Annotated in this window: 25 protein-coding genes; 14 read left to right on the forward strand and 11 right to left on the reverse strand. The window is 46.4% G+C overall.

The window, feature by feature from the left end; genetic code table 11:
- Nucleotides 1–16: 16 nt before the first annotated feature.
- The 6 genes from LZZ85_RS06415 to kbl form a co-directional block, all read right to left on the reverse strand.
- A complete protein-coding gene (locus tag LZZ85_RS06415; protein ID WP_237869821.1) occupies nt 17–1,132 on the reverse strand; it encodes an anti-sigma factor in 1,116 nt (371 codons plus the stop codon).
- A 14-nt stretch (nt 1,133–1,146) separates the two neighbouring features.
- Nucleotides 1,147–1,632, reverse strand: coding sequence for an RNA polymerase sigma factor (locus LZZ85_RS06420; protein WP_237869823.1), 486 nt, complete (start codon nt 1,630–1,632; stop codon nt 1,147–1,149).
- 243 nt (nt 1,633–1,875) lie between these two features.
- On the reverse strand, nt 1,876–2,082 hold the full coding sequence (locus tag LZZ85_RS06425; protein WP_237869825.1) for a hypothetical protein: 207 nt from the start codon (nt 2,080–2,082) through the stop codon (nt 1,876–1,878).
- 215 nt (nt 2,083–2,297) lie between these two features.
- The gene (locus LZZ85_RS06430) at nt 2,298–2,819 is read right to left on the reverse strand and encodes a hypothetical protein (RefSeq protein ID WP_237869827.1); all 522 of its coding nucleotides are present in this window, start codon (nt 2,817–2,819) and stop codon (nt 2,298–2,300) included.
- Between the two features lie 189 nt (nt 2,820–3,008).
- Nucleotides 3,009–3,137, reverse strand: coding sequence for a hypothetical protein (locus LZZ85_RS28365; RefSeq protein WP_255724004.1), 129 nt, complete (start codon nt 3,135–3,137; stop codon nt 3,009–3,011).
- Nucleotides 3,138–3,794: 657 nt separating this feature from the next.
- On the reverse strand, nt 3,795–4,982 hold the full coding sequence (gene kbl / locus LZZ85_RS06435) for a glycine C-acetyltransferase (RefSeq protein ID WP_237869829.1): 1,188 nt from the start codon (nt 4,980–4,982) through the stop codon (nt 3,795–3,797).
- 307 nt (nt 4,983–5,289) lie between these two features.
- Here kbl and LZZ85_RS06440 point away from each other — a divergent pair, with 307 nt between their 5' ends.
- The 12 genes from LZZ85_RS06440 (at nt 5,290) to LZZ85_RS06495 (ending at nt 17,365) form a co-directional block, all read left to right on the forward strand.
- Nucleotides 5,290–6,099 carry a penicillin-binding transpeptidase domain-containing protein gene (locus LZZ85_RS06440; protein ID WP_237869830.1) on the forward strand — a complete coding sequence of 270 codons (810 nt, stop codon included), beginning with the start codon at nt 5,290–5,292 and terminating at the stop codon, nt 6,097–6,099.
- Nucleotides 6,100–6,214: 115 nt separating this feature from the next.
- Nucleotides 6,215–7,216, forward strand: coding sequence for a VWA domain-containing protein (locus LZZ85_RS06445; RefSeq protein WP_237869832.1), 1,002 nt, complete (start codon nt 6,215–6,217; stop codon nt 7,214–7,216).
- Nucleotides 7,213–7,842, forward strand: a complete 630-nt coding sequence (locus LZZ85_RS06450) for a tetratricopeptide repeat protein (protein ID WP_237869834.1) — start codon at nt 7,213–7,215, stop codon at nt 7,840–7,842. The genes LZZ85_RS06445 and LZZ85_RS06450 overlap by 4 nt, the downstream gene beginning before the upstream one ends.
- 330 nt (nt 7,843–8,172) lie before the next feature.
- Entirely contained in the window at nt 8,173–10,188 is a 2,016-nt protein-coding gene (ispG, locus tag LZZ85_RS06455; RefSeq protein ID WP_237869836.1) for a (E)-4-hydroxy-3-methylbut-2-enyl-diphosphate synthase, read from the forward strand.
- Between the two features lie 74 nt (nt 10,189–10,262).
- Entirely contained in the window at nt 10,263–10,955 is a 693-nt protein-coding gene (locus LZZ85_RS06460; RefSeq protein ID WP_237869838.1) for a lysoplasmalogenase, read from the forward strand.
- 237 nt (nt 10,956–11,192) lie between these two features.
- Nucleotides 11,193–11,657 (forward strand): VOC family protein, encoded by a 465-nt coding sequence (locus tag LZZ85_RS06465; RefSeq protein ID WP_237869840.1) that lies wholly within the window; start codon nt 11,193–11,195, stop codon nt 11,655–11,657.
- A gap of 106 nt (nt 11,658–11,763) precedes the next feature.
- Nucleotides 11,764–13,362, forward strand: coding sequence for an L-aspartate oxidase (gene nadB / locus LZZ85_RS06470; protein ID WP_237869842.1), 1,599 nt, complete (start codon nt 11,764–11,766; stop codon nt 13,360–13,362).
- Nucleotides 13,363–13,595: 233 nt separating this feature from the next.
- Nucleotides 13,596–14,474, forward strand: a complete 879-nt coding sequence (locus tag LZZ85_RS06475; protein ID WP_237869844.1) for a lysophospholipid acyltransferase family protein — start codon at nt 13,596–13,598, stop codon at nt 14,472–14,474.
- Nucleotides 14,475–14,640: 166 nt separating this feature from the next.
- Nucleotides 14,641–15,285, forward strand: coding sequence for a hypothetical protein (locus tag LZZ85_RS06480; RefSeq protein ID WP_237869846.1), 645 nt, complete (start codon nt 14,641–14,643; stop codon nt 15,283–15,285).
- A 10-nt stretch (nt 15,286–15,295) separates the two neighbouring features.
- Nucleotides 15,296–15,946 carry a hypothetical protein gene (locus tag LZZ85_RS06485; RefSeq protein ID WP_237869848.1) on the forward strand — a complete coding sequence of 217 codons (651 nt, stop codon included), beginning with the start codon at nt 15,296–15,298 and terminating at the stop codon, nt 15,944–15,946.
- Nucleotides 15,910–16,713: a sensor histidine kinase gene (locus LZZ85_RS06490; protein ID WP_237869850.1), complete on the forward strand. Its 804-nt coding sequence runs from the start codon at nt 15,910–15,912 to the stop codon at nt 16,711–16,713. Before LZZ85_RS06485 ends, LZZ85_RS06490 begins: the two co-directional genes overlap by 37 nt.
- The gene (locus LZZ85_RS06495; RefSeq protein ID WP_237869852.1) at nt 16,691–17,365 is read left to right on the forward strand and encodes a response regulator transcription factor; all 675 of its coding nucleotides are present in this window, start codon (nt 16,691–16,693) and stop codon (nt 17,363–17,365) included. Before LZZ85_RS06490 ends, LZZ85_RS06495 begins: the two co-directional genes overlap by 23 nt.
- Before the next feature lie 101 nt (nt 17,366–17,466).
- On the opposite strand, the gene LZZ85_RS06500 is transcribed toward LZZ85_RS06495, so the two are convergent.
- The 4 genes from LZZ85_RS06500 to LZZ85_RS06515 all read right to left on the reverse strand — a co-directional run bounded on the left by LZZ85_RS06500 (nt 17,467) and on the right by LZZ85_RS06515 (nt 21,350).
- A complete protein-coding gene (locus tag LZZ85_RS06500) occupies nt 17,467–18,876 on the reverse strand; it encodes an MBL fold metallo-hydrolase (RefSeq protein WP_237869854.1) in 1,410 nt (469 codons plus the stop codon).
- A 735-nt stretch (nt 18,877–19,611) separates the two neighbouring features.
- The gene (locus tag LZZ85_RS06505) at nt 19,612–19,950 is read right to left on the reverse strand and encodes an ArsR/SmtB family transcription factor (protein ID WP_237869856.1); all 339 of its coding nucleotides are present in this window, start codon (nt 19,948–19,950) and stop codon (nt 19,612–19,614) included.
- A gap of 99 nt (nt 19,951–20,049) precedes the next feature.
- A complete protein-coding gene (tsaB, locus tag LZZ85_RS06510; protein ID WP_237869858.1) occupies nt 20,050–20,715 on the reverse strand; it encodes a tRNA (adenosine(37)-N6)-threonylcarbamoyltransferase complex dimerization subunit type 1 TsaB in 666 nt (221 codons plus the stop codon).
- A gap of 2 nt (nt 20,716–20,717) precedes the next feature.
- Nucleotides 20,718–21,350 carry a 3-hydroxyacyl-CoA dehydrogenase family protein gene (locus LZZ85_RS06515; protein ID WP_237870305.1) on the reverse strand — a complete coding sequence of 211 codons (633 nt, stop codon included), beginning with the start codon at nt 21,348–21,350 and terminating at the stop codon, nt 20,718–20,720.
- 67 nt (nt 21,351–21,417) lie between these two features.
- Between LZZ85_RS06515 and LZZ85_RS06520 the strand changes: the two genes are divergently transcribed.
- Entirely contained in the window at nt 21,418–21,798 is a 381-nt protein-coding gene (locus LZZ85_RS06520; RefSeq protein ID WP_237869860.1) for a RidA family protein, read from the forward strand.
- Nucleotides 21,799–21,911: 113 nt separating this feature from the next.
- Entirely contained in the window at nt 21,912–23,009 is a 1,098-nt protein-coding gene (locus LZZ85_RS06525; protein WP_237869862.1) for a metallophosphoesterase, read from the forward strand.
- Nucleotides 23,010–23,565: 556 nt separating this feature from the next.
- Here LZZ85_RS06525 and LZZ85_RS06530 read toward each other — a convergent pair.
- On the reverse strand, nt 23,566–25,524 hold the full coding sequence (locus tag LZZ85_RS06530) for a M1 family metallopeptidase (protein ID WP_237869864.1): 1,959 nt from the start codon (nt 25,522–25,524) through the stop codon (nt 23,566–23,568).
- Nucleotides 25,525–25,677 lie beyond the last annotated feature (153 nt).

Raw genomic sequence — 25,677 nt, forward strand, 5'->3', positions numbered from 1 at the left:
TTCTTTAAATGGTAACTTAAAATCTGATCGCCAGGCCGCCTACAAGTAAACGATCTTCGCCGTCTGTAGCTTTGATGTTTGTAGTCTTTTCAAACGTCCTTGTGATCTTCCGGAAAAACCCGCGGAGCTTGTTCTTTTTGCCTGGCTCATTCATAATATCTAACGGTTGATCCTCTTCCTGGGTTACAGCAGGCAAAGGATTTATTTGCTTACTGATTGTTAAAGAAGGGTCAGCCTGAAACTCGTCAGGAGTATCCGAGTTGCCTGTGAGCAGACTGTTTAGTTGTGTGCGTTTTGCCACTACATGATTTGTTTCATCGCCTGAAGTGATCGTTGGCGCAGCCTGGTCATTCACCGGCAGCGGATTTGCTGTTGATGTTATATCAGCGTCCGCAGCTTTCACTTTTGCAGAGCTGCTATTTGCATTTGCATTATTGCCTGCATCAGCCGAAACGGCGTCGCCAGAGCGGGTATTTTGTTCTGCAGTGCTGTACTCGTTATTTGTCGCCACCTGATCCATTGCCTGAGGCAGTTCGATCTGCGAAGAAGGTGTGTCGGTTTTCACAGCAGCGTCTTTACGCTGTGCAAGAGAAGTTGTTTCTTCACCTGTACGGCCCGCAATCACTTTACCTGAACGGTGCTGATTGAACATAAAGGTTGCAGAGCTGATACCAAGGAGCAAAACAGCAGCAGCTGCCATGCGCCACCAGCGGATCGGCACTACACGTCGTTCTTCCGGGCGATAAAGGAGATCTTTATACGGGAATGAAATATGTTCGGGCTGCAATTTTGTTTGTTGCAACAGGCTCAATTCTTTCTGAGCAGCCGGGTTTTGCCCTAGCCACTGTTCAAACGATGCTTTTTCAGCGGCAGGAAGTTCCTGGTCGATGTACAGAAGCATCGACGTGGTGCCTGCAGAGATCTCGCTCTCCGATTTGAGTAGTGCGTTTTTGCCGGAGAAGGTGATCTCCAGATCCGGACTGAGCTTGCTTTGCATCAGCAGGTCCAGTTCAGCTTTCAGGTCGGGATTTGCCGCGGCGAACTCCACCACCAGCTGGCGGTCAGAGGCAGACAGTTCATTATCCAGGTAAAGGATAAAAAACTCTTCATAATTTTTACGGTCAATATTCATATTGCGGTGTCCCTTTAAATAACATTTTCAATTTTAACCAGATATTCTTTCAGCTGCACGCGGGCCCGGTGAAGATAAACTTTAACCTGGCTTTCGCTCAATCCCATGATCTGGCCGATCTCTTCATAACTATAACCTTCATAATCTTTCAGCAGAACGAGTGAACGTTGTGTTTCGCTGAGCCTGGCCAGTGCTTCTTCCAGCACTTTTTTCAGGTTATTGGCCGGGCGGTCCTGGATCCTGCTGTTTTCGGAAAACTCTTCCTTCAAACTGATCCTCTTCACTTTCCTGATATGGTCGATCATCTGGTGGTAGGCTACCGTGAAAAGATAGGACTTTGCACGCAGCGGATCTACCTCTTCCCGGTTTCGCCACATTTTTTCAAAAGCGGTCTGCACCACATCCCTGGCATCCTCCTCATGTCGGAGATTCTTCAGGATGAAGCGATAAACATTGTCAGAATAAGTGCCAACGCACTCGTTGTATTCCCTTTCAGTCATAAACAGCCGGTTCCGCTCAGGACAAAAATAGTGTTGCCACGCGGTATTTTATGTGATACGAACTGATGTCTTCAAAAGTTACAGCGCGAAGAAGTAAAAATTCAAAACTAAAAATTAAAAAAGGGCTTAATTAAAGCCCTGTAATGTGTTATTTTTCAATAAATTAATAGAATCTGGCGTGTTTGTATCTCAGCGGACTTAATTTGTTCGCGAAAATCCGCTGGCTTTTTGGCAGCCTTCGTATTAAAAAGAAGAGAAAAACTGATGGGAAATATTCTCCCAAATAACGCCGCCGCCGCCATTCTCGCCTTTTTTTGCACAGTTTTCCATGCTTTCCTGCTCGGGGCATGCCGTGGTTTTATTTGCGGAACTGAACGCAAGCAGTACAAATGCTGTTCCTGCTATCGCGATACCGACCAAAATAACCTTAATAAATAACTTTTTCCTCATTGTGTGTTGGTTTCAGCATATCTGACGCTGTTTGCGCCGGAAATGTTACACAAAGATAGATCGCTTTTTTTGGGGAGACAATGACTAGTTGACCAAAAGCGGTTTTTTGCCTACGAAATGAGGAAAACCCCGGGTGAAATACGACCCGGAAGAGGCTATTTCGATGCCGATGGCCGGCGCAAGAGGATCAAAGTACATTCAAATGCGACTGACCATCATCGGTCAATGAACTTCCTCAACACCGCCCGCTGGAAACTCTGCACGCGGTAGCTATCCACTTTTGGAGAATCCTCCGTTCCTAAACCAGTGACCGTGATAGGTTTAGACTGGAGGCTGTTAAATTCGACGATCATCGAATCGCCGCGCAACTCATAACTGTTGATAATGGTGTTCTGGCCAACAGTGAAAGCTCCGGTCAGCCGGTTTGCGAGAAAATACTGATCGAGCACAATCCCATTGTGCTCATTGATGGCCCAATGCCCTTTGGCCGAATCTACAGCAATTAAAGAGTAAGGCCGGTTATCCTCTCCCGGCTTTCCATATGTCATCTGCCAGGTCCAGCAAGTGTCGCCCTTCTGGATCCTCAGCTGCATATCTATCTTTTTCGGCTCTTTCCCAGGCCCATTATACCAGAACAGGTCTCCTTTCCAGGCGCCAGCCCAACCTGCAGGAAAAGCCGATTGTGAGAATCCCATCTGTGAAAATAACAGGAAGAAAGCAGTGGCGAGAAGTTTCATGCGTTCGGTGGTTGGGAAAGGGAGGGGGAAGAGTTTAGAAGTTAAAAGTTTAAGAGTTTAATAGTTTAAAAGTTTGAGGTTATGATAGCGGGTCCTGATAACTTTTAAACCTTAAACTTTTAAACTATTAAACTCTTTACACCCCCAGATCGAGGTCCGGGGTCGTAGTCGAATCAATTGGGTAAACGATTACATGTAAAAGCCACCCTTTTGTTTATAGTGTTTTGTCCCCTGGCAGTCTCTTTTTGTTGCTGCGCAAGATGATAATAAACTCATAGCAATAATTCCCGTCACCAGGAAAAGAACAATCTTCTTCATGTGGTACTTTTTAGTCAGATTAAAATAGAACTGTTGCGGGATTCAAAGGAGGCAGGACTTCAAATAACAACGCGTGTTTGAGAAGACTAAAATAGTACCGGTTTTTGGGGTTTCATAATTTTTACGAGGGTTTTTTACCTGTCAAACCGGTGACTGGATTGGATCTGACTTAGTAGATCTACGAATTCGCGTTATAAGTTATTCGCAGCCAATTCGTGTTTTGGAGGTCTGAGCTCTTATGGGCGCATCGTTTTTTGAAAATTATAACAATCCCGGTGACAGCCGGCATCGGAGAAATCATCCGCTCCCTCCGGGTTATCAAATCAATCGGAGCTCCGGGGGGCTGCAGCATGGACCGCCTGCCTGCCAGTTGCAAAGGGATCTTACTTGGCTGCCCAGACTGTTGGACCTGTATTTATTTACCCATCCTCCGTTCATTCTCCATTCTTCTTCCGTTAAATAACGGAGGATGAATGGAAGAAGCTAGATCAGAGACCGGAGAAACCTGTTGGTTTCGGAGTATTCTTACCCAGTCAGGGCAGGCCGAAAGCACCATAAAGATGAACTCCGAGCAGACGGGGCTTCGCTACACGTAAAAAGCCCACGATAGGCTCGTGGGCTTTTATAAAAGTTATGAAAATCAAATATTTATTGTGGCTATTTCAGCACGCCCAGCTCTTTCCCGATTTTTGAGAACGCTGCGATGGCTTTGTCGAGATGCGCCGGCTCGTGCGCTGCACTCAGCTGTACCCGGATCCTTGCCTGGCCTTTAGCCACCACCGGGAAGAAGAAGCCGATCACGTAGATACCCTCTTCCAGCAGTTTGGATGCAAATTGCTGCGCCAGTACTGCGTCGTACAACATGATCGGAACGATCGGGTGATCACCCGGCTTGATATCAAAGCCGGCGGCTGTCATTTTTTCCCGGAAATATTTGGTGTTGGACTCCAGTTTATCGCGCAGTTCGGTCGTTTCCGTCAGCATGTCCAGTACAGCGATCGATGCGCCGACGATAGAAGGTGCAAGGGTATTGCTGAACAGGTAAGGGCGTGATTTCTGACGAAGCATGTCGATTGCCGCTTTACTTCCCGATGTAAAACCGCCTGAAGCGCCACCGAGTGCTTTACCCAGGGTACCGGTGATAATGTCGATCTTTCCCAGCACGCCACGGTATTCGTGGGTGCCGCGGCCTGTTTTGCCGAGGAAACCTGAAGAGTGGCATTCGTCCACCATGATCACGGCATCATATTGCTCTGCCAGCGCCACGATCTTATCCAGTTGCGCGATCGTTCCATCCATACTGAATGATCCGTCTGTTACGATAATGCGGCTGCGGCAACCTGCTGCTTCCTTCAGTTTAGCTTCCAGGTCGGCCATATTATTATGCTCATAACGGAACCGCTGCGCTTTGCAAAGGCGAACACCATCGATGATGGAGGCATGGTTCAATGCGTCAGAAATGATCGCATCTTCTTCGCCGAATAACGGTTCGAATACACCGCCATTGGCATCAAATGCTGCGGCGTAAAGGATGGTATCTTCTGTGCCGAGGAACCGGGAGATCTTGTCCTCAAGCTCTTTATGAATATCCTGCGTACCGCAGATGAACCGCACACTGCTCATGCCATAACCATGCGTTTCGATGGCTTTATGCGCCGCTTCGATCACCCGTGGATGAGAGGAGAGGCCGAGATAATTATTGGCACAGAAATTCAGTACGGTCTTCCCGTTCACCGTGATCTCTGCTCCCTGCGGACTGGTAATGATGCGCTCAGTTTTATACAAACCGGCAGCTTTTATGTCTTCTACTTCTTTGGCGATACGCCCGGAAAAGTTTGTGTTCATGTAGGATGTTTAGAGGCGCAAACGTACGAAGAATCCAGCGAGCAGCGATGGCCGATGGTCGATGGCCGATGGCCGAAGAGAATGTCTAAAAGTAAATGCTATATTCATTGAGTTTGAAATGCCCTACAGCAGCTTAGGCATTTCAAACTGATCTGCCATCTGTTATCGGCCATCGGCCATCGAACCGTTGTCCGGAGTTGAGACCAAATGGCGATGAACAGAATTATTACCGGACAACGGTTAACGGGCAACGGTCAACGCCCCGGAATTTTACAATTAAACACTAATTTCGCCGAAATTTTCGCCCATGCGTGTTATTGCCGGACTCTGTTTATTGTTGGCTGTTGCCAGTTGTTCTCCAAACAATGTGAAGGAAGACGATAGCCTGAAAAAGTATTTTGATGAGAATAAGGTAACTGGCTGTTTTGCGTTAATGAATAATGGGACGGGCAAGTTCACGATATATAATCTTGCGCGCTACCGGGACAGCAGTTATGTTCCCGCATCCACGTTCAAGATCGTCAATTCACTGATCGGTCTGCAAACGGGAGTGATCAGCAGCGATACGATGGTGATCAAATGGGATGGAGTGCAAAGACGTGCTGAATGGAATAAAGACCTGAATATGTATGATGCGTTCCGCGTTTCCGCGGTCCCTTACTACCAGGAAGTAGCCCGCCGCATTGGAAAAGATTCGATGCAGGCCTGGCTGGACACGCTGAGCTATGGTACAAAAAAGATCACCAGCGCGGTAGATACTTTCTGGCTGGATAACTCTCTTAAGATAACGCCGGACGAGCAACTCGGCATTGTTAAAAGACTATACTTTGATCAGCTCCCGTTCTTTAAGATCAACCAGGAAAAAGTGAAACGGGCAATGCTGTTTGAAGACAATACCAATTACCGGTTCGGCTATAAGACCGGCTGGAGTGGCTGGGATGAAAAAACAGGACGCCATATAGGCTGGCTCGTTGGCTGGATCGAAGAAAACAATCACCCCTATTTCTTTGTCCTCAACATAGAATCCCATGATAAAAACTTCGATATGGGACCAGTGCGGTTGAAAATGGTGAAGGAGATCCTGAAGGACCTTGGATTTTTTGAAGGGAAGATGTAATTCGTTGTCCGTTGTCCGTCATGCCGTATCGACGGATACATTCCGGACAACGGACAACAGGCAACGGTCTACGGACAGCCCGCATTGGTTTGATTCTTGCTATCTTCACCCCACCATGGGCTACCAATTCCTCGAAATAAAATTTATCTGGTTACTGGGCGGCGTGATCGTATTTGCGGTGCTGTTCTTCCTTTTATGGAAATGGAAGAGAAAAGTGATACAAAGGATCGGCGATGCTCATCTGGTAAAAGCGCTGACGGGTAATTTTTCTTCCAAACTATTTTCCCTGAAATCCGGGATGCTTAGCCTCGCTTTTGTGGTGGGTGTGCTGGCGGTAATGGATCTCCGGAAACCCGGCAGTACTGAAGGGATCGAACGCAAAGGGATCGATGTGGTGATCGCGCTGGATGTGAGCAAAAGCATGCTGGCTACGGATCTTGCTCCTAACAGGCTGGAGCGGGCAAAACAACTGATCAATAAACTGATGGAGGAAATGCCCGATGACAGGATCGGGCTGGTTGTATTTGCGGGTAAAGCTTACCTGCAGATGCCGCTGACGACAGACCATGCGGCGGCACAGCTTTTTGTGTCTTCAGCAGCGCCCGGCGCCGTGCCTCAGCAGGGAACCGTGATCAGCGATGCGCTAAAGATGAGTGCAAATGCGTTCAACCCCGCAGAAAGAAGATTTAAAGCAGTGGTGCTGATCTCCGATGGCGAAGATCATGACCCGGCTGCTATTGAAACGGCAAAGGAATTGTCCGCACAGGGAATGATGATCAACACTGTCGGTATCGGATCGCCGGAGGGAGCATATATCCCAGATCCTGAGACGGGGCAGAACAAACGTGATGAAACCGGCAGCCAGGTGATCTCCAAACTGAATGAAGAAGAGTTGAAACAGCTCGCTCAAAATACTAATGGCGTATATGTCCGGCTGGAAGACAGCGACAACGCAGTGAAGGAATTAAAGGCACAGCTTTCACAGATTGAAACAAAAGCTTTTGGTGATGTGTCACTGATGAATTTTGATGTTTACTATGGCTGGTTCGCGCTCGCAATGTTCCTGCTGATCGTAGGAGAATATTTTATTCCGGAGACAAAAAAGCAAAAAGCATGAATTACCGCATGTTGACGATATTGATGATATTGATGATGCTGATCGCTGGTTCTGCAAGGAGCCAGGAATCCGATCGCCTAATCCAGAAAGGAAATGAGCTCTATAAGCAACAGCAATACCCGCAATCGGAGCTGATCTATGCGGAAGTATTGAAAACGGATCCGAACAATGCTACAGCGAAGTTCAACCAGGCGAATGCGATGTATAAACAAAACAAAGCGGACGAAGCCATCCGTGTGTTGAATGATCTTGCTTTCAAGTCGAATGACGCCTCAGTCAAATCAAAAGCCTACTACAATAAAGGCGCTATTCTTTCTACCCAGAAAAAACTGGAAGAAAGTATAGACGCGTATAAAGATGCGCTCCGCCAGGACCCTTCAGATAAAGATGCCCGCGAGAACCTTCAAAAAGCCTTATTGGAGCTGAAGAAAAAAAATCAATCCAAAAAAGACGACAACAAAAAACAAAAACAACAACAGAAACAGCAGCAGAAGCCTCAGCCTAAAATGAGCCAGAAGGAAGCAGAGCAACGCCTCCAACTTCTGGAGCAGAAGGAAAAAGATGTTCAGCAAAGATTGCAGAATGAGAAATCGAAGCAGGGCGGAGGTGTTGGGAAGGATTGGTAGAGAGTGGTTCGTTGTCCGTTGACCGTTCACCGTTGACCGGGAAGGTCATCATTGAGGGTGGTTGTCATGCGGCCGGGCTAACTTATTACATGTGCCGGAGCAGTGTTGATTTTATATTGGCGTAGTGGAACGCAGCGGACGCGGCGAAACGCAACGGACGCGGCGAAACAGCCATGAAAAGTATTTGTATATCGCCGCGCCCGCCGAGTATCGTTGCGTCCGCTGCGTTCCGCCACGCCAGGATAATTTTGTAACGCCTTCAGCCAGCGCTGCTTTTCCGGTCAACGGTCAACGATCAACCGTCAACGAATTGTCCCTACCTTTGCACCTATGCAACGTTACGCCGCATCCCTCACCCAATATAAGCGCCTTGTTACCAGGGAAGTAAAAATAGGAGACCTCTTACTCGGCAACCTGAACCCTATCAGGGTACAGACCATGACCACCACGGATACTATGGATACGATCGCGACGGTGGAGCAGTCCATCCGCTGTATCGAAGCCGGGGCTGAGCTGGTCCGGATCACAGCGCCTTCAAAAAAGGAAGCGGAGAACCTGCTGCTGATCAAAAATGAGTTGCGTAAACGAGGATATCATACGCCTTTGGTAGCGGATATCCATTTCACACCGAATGCGGCTGAGATCGCGGCGCGCATCGTGGAAAAGGTGAGAGTGAACCCGGGGAATTATGTCGATAAGAAAAAGTTTGAACTGATAGAATATACCGATGCTGATTATGCAGAGGAGATCGACCGGATCCGCGAGCGGTTCACCCCGCTCGTGAAGATCTGTAAGGAATATGGAACGGCGATGCGCATTGGTACCAACCATGGCTCGCTGAGTGACCGGATCATGAGCAGGTATGGTGACACGCCTGTTGGTATGGTGGAAAGTGCCATGGAGTTCCTTCGCATCGCGCGGGCAGAAACCTATCATAATATTGTGCTGAGCATGAAAGCCAGCAACCCCCAGGTAATGGTGCAGGCTTACCGCCTGCTGGTGAAAACAATGTTCGACGAGTTTGGCGAATGCTATCCGCTGCATCTCGGCGTAACAGAAGCGGGAGACGGGGAAGATGGCCGTATCAAAAGCGCTATCGGGATCGGCTCACTGCTTGAAGACGGACTGGGAGATACGATACGTGTTTCTCTCACAGAAGATCCTGAACTGGAGATCCCGGTTTGCCAGGACCTCGTAAAAAGATATACATCTGCTACCATTCCTGCGCAGGAAGAGCAGGAGAGCAAACTGCCGTACGATCCGTTCAATTACAGGCGCAGGGAAACATTCGCGGTAAGTAATGTCGGTGGCAAACATGTGCCGGTAGTGATTGCGGACCTGAGTAAGATCGAACAGATCACTCCTTCCCATCTGCAAAGTATTGGATATACTTATGATGAAGCCATGGATAAATGGCATATTGGTGATGCTGCGGCTGACTATGTGTTTACAGGTAACCAGTTGCTGGATTTTCATCTTCCCGGAACACTGAAGGTGATCGTTTATCCTGAAGCCTGGAAAGATGCGGCTGACCCGCTGAAGTATTACCCGATCTTCCAGGATAGCGGTTATGCGGACGCTGAATCTAAAAGCGATCAGTTGAATTTTGTAATGGTTGATTGCAAGGGCCAGCCTGTACCTGGCGAGGAAGTGATCGCACATCCTTATCTTGATTCCTTTGCCAATGATCCGACTGTGGTGATCTGCCTGAGCAGCACAGAGACGAATGCCATGCAGTGTGTAAGAACAATGTTTGCAGCGCTTTTGGAGAAGAATATCAATAACCCTGTTGTGTTGATCACGGATAGTGGATTGCAGACACCGGATGAACACCTGATCCATTTCGCTGCTGAAACAGGCTCTTTGCTGCTCGATGGTTTTGGCGATGGGATCTGTCTTGGATTTAACTCCCGGGCACAGATGGAGAATATACAGGCGAAAGGACGTACCTATCTTGAAGTAAAAGACATTTACCAGTTTACGAATAACACTGCCTTCTCGATCCTGCAGGCAACACGCACAAGGATCTCCAAGACAGAATATATCAGTTGTCCTAGTTGTGGCCGTACGTTGTTTGATCTGCAGGAAACAACGGCGAAGATCCGGTCAAGAACAAACCACCTGAAAGGCGTGAAGATCGCGATCATGGGTTGCATCGTGAATGGTCCGGGCGAAATGGCTGATGCTGATTTTGGATATGTGGGCTCCGGTCCGGGTAAGATCACGTTATACAAAGGCAAGGAAGTCGTAAAGAAAAATGTGAACAGTGAAGTGGCGGTGGATGAATTGATCGGTTTGTTGAGGGAGAATGATGCGTGGGTGGAGCCGGGGGAAAGTAAGAATTAAAAGGTCAAACGTAAACACAGGTGGCGGACGCCACTGATAAGGCGGGCATTCCGGTCTGACTGCGTAGTTATAAAATGAAAAGAAAGTATGGGTTCATATTGTTCCCCCTGGTACTGGGTGTTCATTTGCTATCATTAGCAGCTCAGTGGTCAATGGTGGAAATGATCTCGAAGTGTTTGCTGATGCCTGTGCTTGCGATATGTTTTGTGACATGGGCGGGACGTGTGAACAAACCTGGTGTCTTTATCTTATTCGCCTTACTGTTTTCTTGGGGTGGTGATGTTTTGCTGATGTTTCAGGGACGCAATAGTTTATTCTTTTTGTCAGGCCTTGCTTCGTTTTTGATTGCACATATCTTCTACATTATTTTCTTTCATCAGATAAAAAAGCGGGAGCAGATCAGGAGCCGATTCTGGACGGCGCTGGTTGTGGCGGTTTACTATAGTGTGCTGATCACCTTGTTGAACCCGTGGCTTGGTGAAATGCGCCTGCCTGTGCGGATATATGGACTGGTGATCAGCTTTATGTTTTTGCTGGCTTTGCACATGATCTATCTTGGAGATAAGATAGCAGGCAGGCTGATGGTTGCCGGGGCTTTACTGTTTGTTATGTCGGATTCTGTTCTTGCGATCAATAAATTTTATCAGCCTGTTCCTGCTGCTGATTTGGTAATCATGCTGACCTATGGGTTGGCTCAATACTTACTTGTCAGAGGAGCTGCGAAAGTGCTGAGTGTTGAGGTGGATCTTTCCAGCAGAAGGTCGTAGGAATATGGCAATGGACGCTAAGAAGCCGCAGAGAACGCAAAGATTTCTTAGCGCCCTTAGCGCCTCCTTAGCGTCCATTGCGATACTCCTACGCCACCCCCAAATAATAACAACAGTTCCCGTCAAGGCTCTTTTCCCCGGATAGAATAATCGAAAAATTAATGCAGGATTTGAATTTGCTGCTGACATAAGGTTGTCACTCCCCGGTCCGAATTTTGGATAAGTAAACCAACATTTATGTGCAGGATCATTTCAGCATTGATATTTTCCCTTCTGTTTGCTGCCTTCGGCAGCGGCTGTTTCAATAACTCAAAAAAGAAAACTATGAAACTGAATGCAGGTATTATCACCACGAAACTGGAAGAGTCGAAGAAATTTTACCAGGAAGTATTGGGATTTGGGATCCGGTACGAATCTGACTGGTTTGTATTGTTGCATACGCCTGATGGAAGTGATGAGATTGCTTTTATGTTGCCGGACCAGGCGTCACAGGCCGCTGTATTCAAACCTGTTTTTGGAGGAAAGGGTGTGTTTCTTACCATTGAAGTTGATGACGCCGATGCCGAGTACAAACGCATCAAAGATCTGAAGATCCCGATAGAGGTAGAATTGAAAGATGAGGAATGGGGAGACCGCCACTTTGCGATCCTGGATCCAAACGGTATAGGCATTGATATCGTAAAGCATACGGCTGCCGAATGACGAAGAGCGAAACCGGCATTTTGCTATGCGCTCAGTGTGCCTGTTCCATGTAGCTGGCTGTATTTTCCTGTTTAGGTGTTAACTTGCAGGAAATCAAGAGCGACTTATGCGGACAGATTTCCTTGTGATCGGATCAGGTATTGCAGGCCTCACTTATGCCCTTAAAATGGCAAACCGTTATCCCGATAAAAAAGTGGTTGTCATTACCAAGGCTGCGGCTGATGAAACCAACACGAAATATGCCCAGGGTGGTGTAGCTGTGGTAAATGATCTGGAGAAGGACAGTTTTGAGAAGCATATTGATGATACGCTTATCGCAGGTGACGGTTTATGCAATAAGAACGTCGTGGAGATCGTGGTAAAGGAAGGTCCGGATCGTGTGAGAGAGCTGATAGAATGGGGCGCGCAATTCGATAAAGAAAAGGATGGGGATTATAAGCTGGGAAAGGAAGGCGGACATTCTGAGTTCAGGATCATCCATCATAAGGATATAACAGGTTGGGAAATGGAACGTGCATTGCTGGATGCCGTTTCCCGTCAGCCGAATATCGAGCTGATCAAGCATTGTTTTGTAGTGGATATCATCACGCAGCATCATCTCGGTTATCTTGTTACAAAATCTTCCCCGGGAACAGAATGTTATGGCGTGTATGCGCTGAATCTTGTAACCAATCAGATTGAAAAAATACTGGCGAAGATCACCTTGCTTGCAACAGGCGGGAACGGGCAAGTGTATCGGACCACAACGAATCCTTCAATCGCTACCGGAGATGGAGTAGCGATGGTATATCGTGCTAAGGGAAGGATCGAGAATATGGAATTCATCCAGTTCCATCCAACGGCCTTGTATGAGCCGGGTTTGCGTGGCCAGGCATTCCTCATCACAGAAGCGGTGAGGGGTGATGGCGGAATTTTACGCAATAAAAGTGGTGAGGCATTTATGGAGCGGTATGATGAGCGCAAGGATCTGGCGCCGCGCGATATTGTTGCCCGGGCGATCGACAGTGAGATGAAGAAGACCGGTACAGAACATGTTTGGCTGGACTGCCGTCATTTCAGCAAAGAAAAATTTATAGAGCATTTCCCCAATATTTACCAGAAGTGTTTATCAATCGGGATCGATATCACACAGCATATGATCCCTGTTGCACCAGCGGCTCACTACAGCTGTGGAGGAATCAAAACGGATGAGTGGGGCAGGACTTCGGTAAACAACCTGTATGCCTGCGGTGAATGTTCCAGTACGGGTCTGCATGGAGCGAACCGTTTGGCAAGCAACTCCCTGCTGGAAGCAATGGTGTTTGCGCATCGTTGTTTTATTGATGTGATCGAAAAGATCGGCAGCATTGAATTCAATGAAAAGATCCCTGACTGGAATGCGACCGGTACTTCGCAACCGAAAGAGATGATCCTTATCACGCAAAGTTTAAAGGAACTGCAGCAGGTGATGAGTGACTATGTCGGGATCGTGCGAAACAATATCCGTTTGCAGCGGGCGCTTAGCCGCCTTGATCTGCTTTGGCAGGAAACGGAGCAACTTTACCAGGGTTCCGCAGTTTCCCCGCAATTGCTAGAATTAAGAAACCTGATCACTGTGGGTTACCTGGTGGTGAAAAGTGCCGCATTCCGAAAAGAGAGCAGGGGCTTGCACTTTAATACGGATTATCCGCAGAAGAGTGAGTTGGTACAGAATATCGTCATGTAAAACGCGAATCTTGGTACGCGAATTTTTATACGCGAATTTTTGGACGCGAATTTTTGCACGCGAATTTCGCGAATTAGGGTCCGGAGGTGGAAGGATTTTTTTGTTTCGGAGTCTAAATAAAGAAAATTTGCAGTTTAACCAGATTTGTGTGTTTTGGCTGTTTTGCTCCGGTCACCAGTTTATCAATGCTTTAGGAGTTTAATTAGCGAAATTCGCGTTCCAAAATTCGCGTTATGTATTATGTTGTTTACGGCCTGCTGTATGCAGTGTCTTTGCTGCCGCTGAGGTTGCTGTTCCTGATCTCAGATCTTGCTTATTTTATTCTCTATTACCTGGTTGGGTACAGGAAGGCGATCGTGATGGGAAACCTGGAGATTGCTTTTCCGGAGAAAAGCCTGGAGGAGCGGAAGAAGATCGCGAAGGATTTTTACCTGAATTTTACGGATACGTTCATTGAGACGATCAAGATGATCTCGATCAGTCCGAAGGAACTTGCGCGCAGGGGTCAGTGTGATGTTGATCATTTGAATGATCTGATCGCGAAAGGACGGAATATTCATATCATGGCGGGTCATCAGTTCAACTGGGAATTTGCCAACCTGATGTATGCGCGGTTATTGAAGATCCCGTTTGTCGGGATCTATATGCCGGTGAACAATAAGATCTTCGACAGGATCTTTTTTAAGTCGCGGTCACGTTATGGAACGATCATGGTTTCCGCCTGGGATTTCAAGAATAAGATGCATACTATTTTCAATCAGCAATACATTCTGGCGTTGGCGGCGGATCAGAATCCGGGTGTGCCGAATAAGGCATTCTGGCTGAAATTTTTTGGGAAGGCTGCACCGTTTGTGACGGGGCCGGGCAAAGGAGCGGTGAAGAATAATACGGCGGTGGTGTATGTGGGATTCCGGAAGATCAAGCGTGGTCACTATTCTTTTACAGCTGTTCCGCTTGCCGACAATGGAGCTGATCACACCGCTGAGGAGTTGACATTGTTATATAAGAAAGCGCTGGAGGATGCGATCAGGAAAGATCCCTCGAATTATCTGTGGAGTCATAGGAGATGGAGGCATGAATGGAAGGAGGATTATTCTCCGTTTATTGAATAGGAAGAGGGGTCAATCGAAAGATTGGCCCTTTTTGATTATAGAAAGTTTTCCAATGCACCGTGAAAACACCTTTCTTTAGGAGCTAAAATACCCTTGATAACAGCGGTTGGATTCGTGAGATTTGGATTATTAAATTGTTCACTTCTTTCACCTAAAAACTACTGTTATGAAATTGATCTTTCTGAATCGCTTGAATCGCCTGCTTGTATTTGTATTCTTTCCTTTAAGCACGGTTTTTATCGCCTGCAATAATAACGATGATGTAAGTCCGGGCAATCGTACTATAGACGATACCTCAAAAGCTGCTAATAGAGAAAACTGCTATGATTCAGCAAGAGCTTATGCAGCCTTACTGGAAAACCGTGTACAAAGAAGAATGGACTATTTTAACGCGAAGTCTGCAGAAAAGATGCTTGCACCGAAATTTGCGAATGTACATATTGATACATCGATTGGCCGTATATACATGCAGTCTTTTCATGACATATTCGACAAACAAAACGATTCAAACAACACCAAAGCTGTCGTTATTACACGCAAGCAGTTAGAGTTTTATCTAAATTATCTTGATACAAGTGGTGAAAAAGCAATCCTGATGGCTTTTGGAAGATATGATCGCGATCGACTTAACAATGAAAGAGTTGTAGATGAAGAGCTCGAGATAAGAACTCCAGATTATCATAATCGTCTAACATTGATTGTGGGCTTGCCGAGATATCCACTGGCTACATCAAAAAGAAGCAACTTTATTAGACCGTTTGTAAGCGGGAATAAAGCATTCTATGATGACTGGCAAGGTCTATGGCCGTAAACAATAACTCATGTTCTATATCATTTTTGCACTGGAAACACTTGCATTTCTAACCGGTTTGATACTGTTCAGAAAGATCAAACCGGTTATATACCGCGTCATTGTGTTTATTCTGTTAATTACGGTTGTTAATGAAGGGATGGTTGTTTTCGGAGTATATCAGAATTGGGGTGTGTCCAAGCATTTATTTTACAACATTTTTTTTATTATCCAGCTTATTGCATTCTTGTTTATTTTCTATTTTTCTTATGAGGAACGTCGCGCGAAGCTGTTGACCGGTTTGATCGGTGTCGCGGGAATTGTGGCGAGCTCACTCATGTTGGAACGGTATGGAACGATGGGGTTCAATCCGTATTTGGTGAATTCCGTGGCAGGAACGATCATTCTTTTGGCATGTACATATTTATACTTTCAGCAGGCTAAAGAAAAAGTTTATCATCCTAAACAGGATCCGCTATTCTGGTTCTCCAGCGGTTTGATCGTTGCAAACTTCTTCCTCCTGTTATTTATCAGTGCTACATTCTTAAAATCGTTCACCGCCGAGGCAACGAGTACGAAGATCGTAATTATGCTGACGGGCATTGGGAATCTGCTGTATTACAGCTTTATTATAATCAGTATGCTATGCTCATCGCGATCACCGAAGCTGGTTGGTACCTGATCGGTGCTTCAGCCTTATTTCTTCTTGTATTTACGGTCTTCCTGCTGTTCTATTACAAGGTACAAATCCGGCAAAATAATTATATGCTCAAAGAAGAACAGATGCGGTTCGAGTACCAGGAACAATTGCTAAAAACGCAATTGGAGATCCAGGAACAAACCCTGAAAACAATTTCACAGGAAATACATGATAACATCGGGCAGGCACTTACACTGGCTAAACTCAACCTTAATACGATGTTGCCTGTTGAGGATGATCTTCTCGAGCAGAAGATCATTAACTCGAAGGAGCTCGTGAGCAAGGCCATCACCGATCTCCGTGATCTCAGTCACAGCCTCGATACAGACTATGTACAGGAAATGGGATTACAGCGTGCGATAGAGTACGAGCTGGAGCGGATACAAAAAACAGGAGCCGCCAGTGCTGTCCTGGAGGTAGACGGTAATGCATACCGCTTATCGAAACAAAAAGAACTCATCCTCTTTCGAATCACACAGGAAGCATTTACCAATAGTATTAAGCATGCCGAACCAAAATCGATCAGAGTGAACATGAATTATACTGCGGAGGGGTTGATAATGGTCATCTCCGACGATGGGAAAGGGATGGATCTTCTTGAAGTAACAGCTCCGAATGCAGGCGTAGGTACACGCAATATGCAAAGCCGCGCAGATATGATTGGAGCATCGATCAGTTTCAATAGCAGCCCGGGCAATGGCACGTCAATCAATATATTCTTACCACATGAAAATAATAAGGATGCCTGAAAATAAATACAAAGTCGCTCTTGTTGATGATCATGTTCTCCTTCGTCGTGGTCTGGCCGCTCTTGTAGACAGCTTTGATGAGTTCTCCGTGATCTTCCAGGCGGACAATGGAGAGCAGATGCAGCAGAAAATAAATTCAGATGATCTGCCTGATCTCGTATTGCTTGACATTAATATGCCAAAGATGGACGGCTACGCTTCTGCACTGTGGCTTAAGCAGAAGTATCCACTGATAAAGATCATGGCATTGTCCATGTACGATAATGAAAATGCAGTCATACGAATGTTCAAAGCGGGGGCGAAAGGATATATTCTGAAGGATTGTGAACCACAGGAACTGAGATCGGCTCTTTTATCTATTATGGAACGTGGGTATTATTATTCAGAGCTTGTAACAGGGAAGCTTATTCACTCCATTAACAAATTGGAAGAAGACAATGATATCCGAAATATGACACAGCTCAATGATCGTGAGATCCAGTTTCTGAAACTTGTTTGTACGGAAATGACGTATAAAGAAATTGCGGAGCAGATGTTCTTAAGCCCGCGTACGATCGATGGCTACCGGGATGCGCTTTTTGACAAACTGAATATCAAAACCCGTGTTGGGTTGGTCATGTACGCGATAAAGAATGGGTTTGTGAATGTGTGAGAGTCCGGGGGAGGTGAGGTTTAAAAGTTTAATAGTTTAAAGGTTTAATAGTATAGGACAACTATTAAACCTTTAAACTATTAAACTTTTAAACTTTTCTCTTAGTTGAGCACACTTGTCTCCTTCACGATCTCTGCTCTTTCCTGTTCTTTGATCTTGCCCCAGCCTCCGACGATGTTGCGGAGATTATGGATGCCCTGGCGTTTCAGTAAAGAGGACGCAATAACACTGCGGTAGCCAGCAGCGCAATGCACGTATAGATTGTGATTGTCTTCGAAGTTGACCATGTTCCCTGGATCGGTCAGATCACTAAGTGGCAGGTTCATGGCTTGTTTGAGATGGCCATCAGCATATTCTGCGGGTTTACGGACGTCAACGACGATCAGGTTCTGATCGAAGGGAATATCCATCATTAATTCATCGGCTTCAACATCTATGATCAGATCAGATTTTTCTCCGCTGGCCTGCCACGCTTCATAGCCGCCGTCGAGATAACCTTCAACTTTGTCCAGGCCAACGCGGGCCAGTCGAACGACGCTTTCTTTTTCTTTACCCGGTTCTGCTACGAGTAACATGGGGGCGTCGAATGGCAATAAGCTTCCGGCCCATTCAGCAAAGCGGCCGTCGAGCCCGATGCTGATCGATCCCGGAACAAAGCCGGATGTGAATGTAGAGGAAGGTCGCGTGTCCAGGATGACCGTTTTGTCTGTGATCATCTTTTTAAAATCTTTTGGACTTAAAGGGCGCATGGCCTTTTCCATTACTTCATCGAGGCTGTCGTATCCTTCTTTATTGATCTTCGCATTGATCGGGAAATATTGCGGTGGAGGAGGAATGCCGTCGGTCACGGCACTGATAAACTCCTCTCTATTTGTAGCTTTCAGCGCGTAGTTTGATTGTTTTTCTTCTCCAACAGAACTGTAGGTGTCCGGTCCGAGGTTTTTGCCACAGGAGCTGCCGGGGCCATGAGCCGGATAAACGATCACGTCATCGGCCAGGGGGACGATCTTTTCCTGAAGACTGTCGTAGAGCATGCCGGCGAGATCGGAAGTGGTGATCTCGGAACCTTTCTGAGCGAGGTCGGGGCGGCCAACATCTCCTACAAAAAGCGTGTCTCCGGTGAAAATGCAATGGTCTTTGCCTGATTCATCTTTCAGCAGATAGCAGGATGACTCAAGTGTATGGCCGGGAGTATGCAGTACTTCAACGGTAAGTTTGCCGATCCTGAAGATCTGGCCGTCTGTCGCGATCTGCGCTTCAAAGCCGGTAGTTGTTCCGGGGCCATATACGATCGGGGCGTCTGTGGCTTTAGCCAGATCAAGGTGACCGCTTACAAAATCTGCATGAAAATGCGTTTCGAAGATGTATTTGATCGTCGCCTTGCGTTCATTGGCGAGGTCGAGGTATGTATCGATATCGCGAAGTGGATCTATTACGGCAGCTTCTCCCTCACTTTCAATGTAATAGGCCGCTTCGCTGAGGCAACCGGTGTACAATTGCTTGATAAACATGATTGACGAATATTTAGGGCAAATTTACTTTATTAATCGGAACTGGATATATGATACAAATCAGGAGGGGGAAATGTTCTCCCGGCTCCTGGTTTTCTGAAAGAGGAGGAGTGCCCGTGTAGGGGTAAAAATTGGGGGATGGGACGTTTTAGAGTTTTAAAGTTTAATAGGTTAATAGGTTGCAGGGTCCAAAGGTTCCATGACCTCTATATGTTGATATCACGCAAAAAGGTGCAGCAAGTGCCGGAGCTCTATGCTTTTCCGGGGCGTGGGTTAAGGTATCAGCCGCGGCTGGGTCATTCGCCCGCCGCGCGCTTTCCAGAAATGGGCATACGACAGCAACCGCATTGCTGCGTTTGACTGTCGTCGCCCACTTTTTCAATTGTATCATTCCACAATTCCTATCTCATTCTTCCTTTTTTTGATCATAAATGCAATAAAAAAAACGCACCGCCCTTTTCAGGACTGCCCTCCTCCACCAGTCCTGAAAATGACGGTGACTAAGAAATTTCTCTGATGTAAATATCGCTTTGGGCAAAAGAGAATCCATGGGAAAAACACAGGATCTCCCGGGAAAATGACAGAAGTTTTGTGGTGAATAGACCACCGGTACAATGAGCCGGACACCTCATCCCCTAATTTTTGCACCTGATCAAGAGTACTTTAATTGGGCCGGGATGACAGCCAAAGAAAAAGGCCGCTCATGAAGAGCGGCCTTACCAGAGATACTTTAAATTAGTTCAACAAGGATTCGACAAATTGGTTCAACTCCTCAATTCGGGCGGTATTTATCGTGTAGTAGATAAACTTTCCGTCCCGTTCGGTATTCACAAAACCGGCCTTACGAAGAATCGCAAGGTGTTGGGAGGCCACAGATTGCTCAAGCCTTAATTTCACATAAATCTCTGTCACGGTGATTTTTCCCGACTCGTCGATCAGCTTAAGGATCTGTTGACGAAGCTTATGATTGATGGCCCTCAGAACAAGAGACGCCTTCTTCACATTCAGCAAATCTACTTTTAAGGCAGAAGCGCTGTCGGGAGCTGTGTTCAATGTAAGCATGTAGTTGTTCATAGTTATAACCGGTTAAAAAATCCTAAACTGCAAAGTTAGCCATCCCTCACTTTTTTCTGAAAACAAAATTGTTAAGAAGTACATTTTTTTTATAAGTGACTAATGTGCAGGAGAGTAGAACTCCTTCACATAAAAGGGTTCGGTGTATGCGAGATCAGCAAATCGTTTATCTGCATAATATTTTGCTGCCAAACGCACCATATCGCCTGCGGTCATGACCGCATCAGAGAATTCTGCATTGGGATTTGAAAGAACTTTTTGCCATTTCGGGCTGCCGTTCCCGGAAAAAATCATTTTATGTTCTGATAAAAGCTGATCAAAATTTGTTCCATTCAGTATCATCGCACAAGGGGCCATTATCACTTTCAATGACGCATCATATACCGCGGTAAAAACCTCCATTCTCCTGGCATCGATCATGGGACAGATCAGGACATTACGGTCCCCGGGTTGATGACTGCTGGCCATTACTTCCAGTGTGTTGATCGCGATCAATGGGGTTTGCAACGCAAAGCATAAACCCTTCGCTGCAGATAAACCGACCCGCAAGCCTGTATAAGAACCCGGACCGATCGTTACCGCCACTGCATCCAGTTGATTCAATGACAGATTACTTGCTTCCATTAATTCACTGATGCTTGTGTGCAGCCAACCCGACTGATCTTTTTGACTGGTGGTCAGCACCGGGGCAGTCAATCTTCCGTCCTCAGCCACACAAACGGAGGAGCCTTCTACGGCTGTATCTATATGTAAAATGAGTGCCATTATTATGCCAAAGCCTTTTTTTCCAGTAATTTACAAGGAGTATACCGAAGCTCCCCGAATGATAGTTTTTTAAGCAGATCATGTATGTTGCTGATCCCGATCTTTGCTGCCCATTCAAACGGTCCGAACGGATAGTTGGTACCGAGTTTCATGGCTGTGTCGATCTCTTTTTCGCTGCTGATCTCTTCTTCGAGTGAATAAAAAGCTTCATTCACGATCGTTGCCACAACCCTTGCTGACAGGAAACCACAAATATCCGGAACCCATTCCATACTTTTTCCTATAGAGGAAAACAGCTGCTCGGCTTCTGTATGAAGGTTATCATCAAGAACGGCTGCTTCAACGATATTTCTTTGCAGAAATCCAGTCCACGCATTCACTCTTACGAACTGTGTGTCTGTTTCATTGAGTGTGTACAATACCGAATTAACGATGGTTAACCTGCAATTCTTTTGCCGCAGCCAGGCACTGCGCTCAGGACTGCCATCAAAAAGAAGATCGATGCATATGCGTGGCGACATCTCATCTGGCCATTCATCCAGATGACTGATAAAATGAAACGCCGCTGGGTTTTCAGGTGTTTGGGCCAGTAGTTCGTTCTTAAGTGTATCGTTGGTGATCACCACGATCTGCATAGACAAGTTTTTGCAAAGAAAATGCATAAAGCTATATTCGCTGATCTAAATTTTAAAACACAGCAGAATGGATAAGATCGTGATCAATACTCCGAATGCCCCGGCACCAATAGGTCCTTATAACCAGGCGATATTCGCAGGTGATACTTTATATATTTCCGGGCAGATCTGTATTGACGCAGCGACCGGTAGTCTTGACAATAAAGATGTGAAAGCTGAAACACTCCGCTGCATGGATAACCTGAAGGCCATCCTAACGGCAGCCGGCATGAGTTTTAAGAATGTGGTGAAAACAACCATCTTTATTACTGATATGAAGCAATTCGGGGAGATCAATGAAGTATATGGAAAATACTTCGAAGGTGATTATCCGGCCCGCGAGACGGTACAGGTGGCGGCTTTGCCAAAGTTTGTGAATGTAGAGATCAGTATGATAGCGGTGAGATAGGGTCGTTGGCCGTTAACCGTTAACCGTTGTCCGTTGACCGTTGACCGGCTTTGGTAGGTGAAAGCCTTTTAACATTATCGCGCCCCGGACAACGGTCAACGGTCAACGAAATTATGCGTCGAATTCTTCAATACCTCCTCCGCAAGCCAGTGCTCTGGGCCACAAAGAAGTTTTCATCGAGGCCGCAGAGGGACAGGATATTCAAATCACTGGATAAGATCTACGCAGACATACTGGAAAATCCTGGTAAGAAGGGGATAGAGATCAAATTTGAGGAAGCCAGGAACCGGTTCATTATATTTTCTGATCAGCATAAGGGAGCCAGGGATGGCGCTGATGATTTCATGATGGCGGAGCCTAATTACCTGGCGGCCCTTGAACATTATAATAACGCAGGTTTTTATTTTATTTCGCTGGGCGATAGTGAAGAGCTTTGGGAGAACAGCCTGACGAAGGTAAAGAAGCATAATGTAGCGACGTTTGAGCTGGAGAAACAGTTCGCGGAGCGGAATGCGTTTGCAAAAGTTGTAGGAAATCATGATCTCTATTGGGGGAATGATCCGTTTGCGTGGTGGCAGTTAAAGAACCTGTATGGGAAAGAGGTGAAAGTATACGAAGGGTTGGTCTTATCAGCCATAGTGAATGAGCGGCCATTAAGTGTGTTTTGTACGCATGGGCATCAGGGTGATGCGCAGAGCGATGGTAACTGGTTCAGTAAGTTTTTTGTAGCAAGGATCTGGGCGCCTCTGCAGGCTTATCTGCGGATCAATTCCAACACAGTTGCCTATAACAACGAAACGAAGACGCTGCATAATGAGATCATGTATGAGTGGTCATCTTTGCAAAAGGAAACAATATTGATCACCGGGCATACTCATCAACCGGTGTTCGAATCCCTGACGCATATAGAAAGATTGTATAAGCAGTTTCAGGCTGCGGAGATTGCGGGCGACCGTGAGAAAGTTGCGTCATTGTATGCGGAGATCAAGAAACGGGAGCGCGAGTTTACCGCGGTTTCGGTGGATTATCAGGTGATGCTTCCTTCGTATTTCAATAGCGGATGTTGCTGTTTTATGGATGGTGATATTACGGGAATTGAAATTGAAGATGGGTTTATCAGGCTGATCAAATGGACGAAGAAGAATGGAGTGCCGGAGAGAGTGGTGTTAGAGGAATCAGTGCTGACTGAATTGGGGGTTAGGTTGGTCTAGGGGAAAATGGGGGACATACAGATGGGTAAAAGAGGTGTTATGAAGGGGTAGATAGGGCGGAGCCGTTTTTGCGGATTGGGCGAGAATTGGGGATGGCGAGTTTCGTGGTTTTGGTTTGAGGGAGTTTTATGCGGTCGTTCTCAGGAACACCGAAAGGTTAGTGCCAGGCCGCTTATCGCCACTTTCCCCCTTGGGCCCTCCCCCGCCTCCACCACCTGGGTCTGAATGAACAGAATCTGAGTTGAGGGCAGGACCTGCCCGTTATCAGCAACCTGCATCACTGACAATCACAACTTCCCTATCCGGTAAGGCTAGTTTCATCTTTCGATTTCTTTCCTGCGTGCACACCAGGATTGTATCACCGTCAAATATCCCATTTCAATTATGCTACACAAGGGGGAAAAAACAAAATCCGGCGTGAAAAAAACGCTGGAATTACGAAGGGGAAAAGTTACACTTATAGAGGTTAATATCGAAAGTCATTATCGAACCCAAAATAATAAGAAAGCGCAAAGATGACCGGCATCCCTGCGCTTTTGCTTTATAATCTTCAATTTTAAAAAGGCTTCTTCCATTTATTATTATCCCTGTTCCAGTCAGGTAATTTTTTCTCCGGGTCCAGTACCACTTCTTTGATCTCGCTGCTGACAGCAACGTTCAGCGTATACAAAGCACCGCGTTGCCAGATCTCGACCGGCAGATTCATTTTATGCTCTTTGCCATTTACCTCACGGATCAGGATACTGACCGGTAAAGGCATTTTCTCCAGGTTCTCCAATGTGATCATGGCGCCTTTTGCCGGATCATTTTTTACATATTTTACTTCTTTCACCGATTGGTCCAGCTTCCAGGTGTTGAGTACCCATGAGCGCCAGAACCAGCTCAGGTCTTCACCGGCTACATTTTCCATTGTATGAAAGAAGTCCCATGGTGTCGGATGTTTGAAGGCCCATCGCTGTATGTATTCTTTAAAAGCGCGGTCAAACCGGTCCTGCCCCAGGATCTGATCCCTGAGTAGATGCAGCATCTGAGCCGGTTTCATGTAAGCAGCAACACCCACATTGTCCTGCTGCATTACATCGGGCATTGTATAGAGTCCATCCATCTTTTCTCCGAAAGTGTATTTTACCATAAATGGAGAAACAGGGTCTCCCATAAAACTTTTGTCTTTGAACTGTCCATTCAGAAACGCATCAGTGGAAAGGTCATTGATGAATGTATTGAAACCCTCATCCATCCAGGCATACTTCCTTTCATTGCTGCCAACGATCATGGGAAACCAGGTGTGTCCGAATTCATGATCGGTAACGCCCCACAGTGATGCTCCAACGGAAGAGGAGCTGCAGAATACGATACCAGGATATTCCATGCCGCCGACAATACCCGCCACATTTATTGCAGCGGGATAGGGGTACTCAAACCATTTTTCGGAGTAGTGCTCGATCGATGCTTTTACCATTTCAGTTGAACGGCGCCAGTCAATGCCTTTCCTGTCTTTTGTACTTTCAACGGGGTAAGCGCTTATGGCCATGGATCTTTTACCTCCCGGTAAGTTTATTTTGGCCGCATCCAGGATAAAAGCTTTCGACGCTGCCCAGGCAGCATCACGTGCATTGATTATTTTGAACTTCCACGTATTGCTCTTTTTCGTCTGGATCTTTTTATCAGAAACATCACTGGCGCTGCGGATGGTTACTGTTTTATCGCTGTTCTTTGCATCATTATACTTTTTCAGTTGATCAGCGCTGAAGCATTCCTGTGGGTTGAGTAATTCTCCTGATCCGACAACGATCATATCAGCAGGTGTGGTGATACTGAATTCGATATCTCCATATTCAAGATAGAACTCGCCTGCTCCCAGATAGGGCATTACATTCCATCCCTGGATATCGTCGTATACGCATAAGCGGGGGAACCATTGCGCAGTTTCATAGATCCATCCGTTTTGAGTGTTCAACCGACCCATCCTGTCTGTTCCATATTCGGGAATGGTAAATTCAAACGGAATAGTCAATCTGATCTTTCCCCCGGAGGATTTCAATGACTCCTGTAACCATATCTGAAGGCGTGTATCCGCGACTGTAAATTGTGCATTATATTTTTTGCCGTTGTAGTCGGCTGTAACGGATCTGATCAGTTGCCCGTCTGTAAATTCACCATTGGCCCATCTTCCGCCTGCTTCCGTTGTAGTGGCGGTTGCTCTCGAGTCTTTCCTGTAGATATTCTGATCGATCTGCAACCACAGGAATTTCAGGTTGTCCGGGCTGTTATTGGTATAGCTGATCTCTACTTCTCCGCTTACGCGGTGTGTGGCAGTGTCCAGGTTGCAACTGATCTTATAATCTGCCCGGTTCTGCCAGTATCTGGGACCGGGTTCACCGCTGGCGCTACGGAAATCATTACCAGGGTAAGGATAGAATTGAGGGTTGAAAGCTTCCTTGGCGTCGTAATTCGATTGGGCAAAGGCGAGAGACAGATTTGTCGTTAGGGTAACAAGCAACAGGAATTTCTTCATGAATTGAAATTGGGTGGGGTCTAAGATAAAAAAGAATTGGGGAATGAACGACAGACGAAGGATCGCAGACGATTTAGTTGGATATGATCAGTATGTTAGGATCATATGAAGAGGATACATATGCTTTCGATGTCTTTCGGACTGCTTATGTCT

The organism is Terrimonas ginsenosidimutans (assembly GCF_022012415.1).
GTDB lineage: Bacteria > Bacteroidota > Bacteroidia > Chitinophagales > Chitinophagaceae > Terrimonas_A > Terrimonas_A ginsenosidimutans.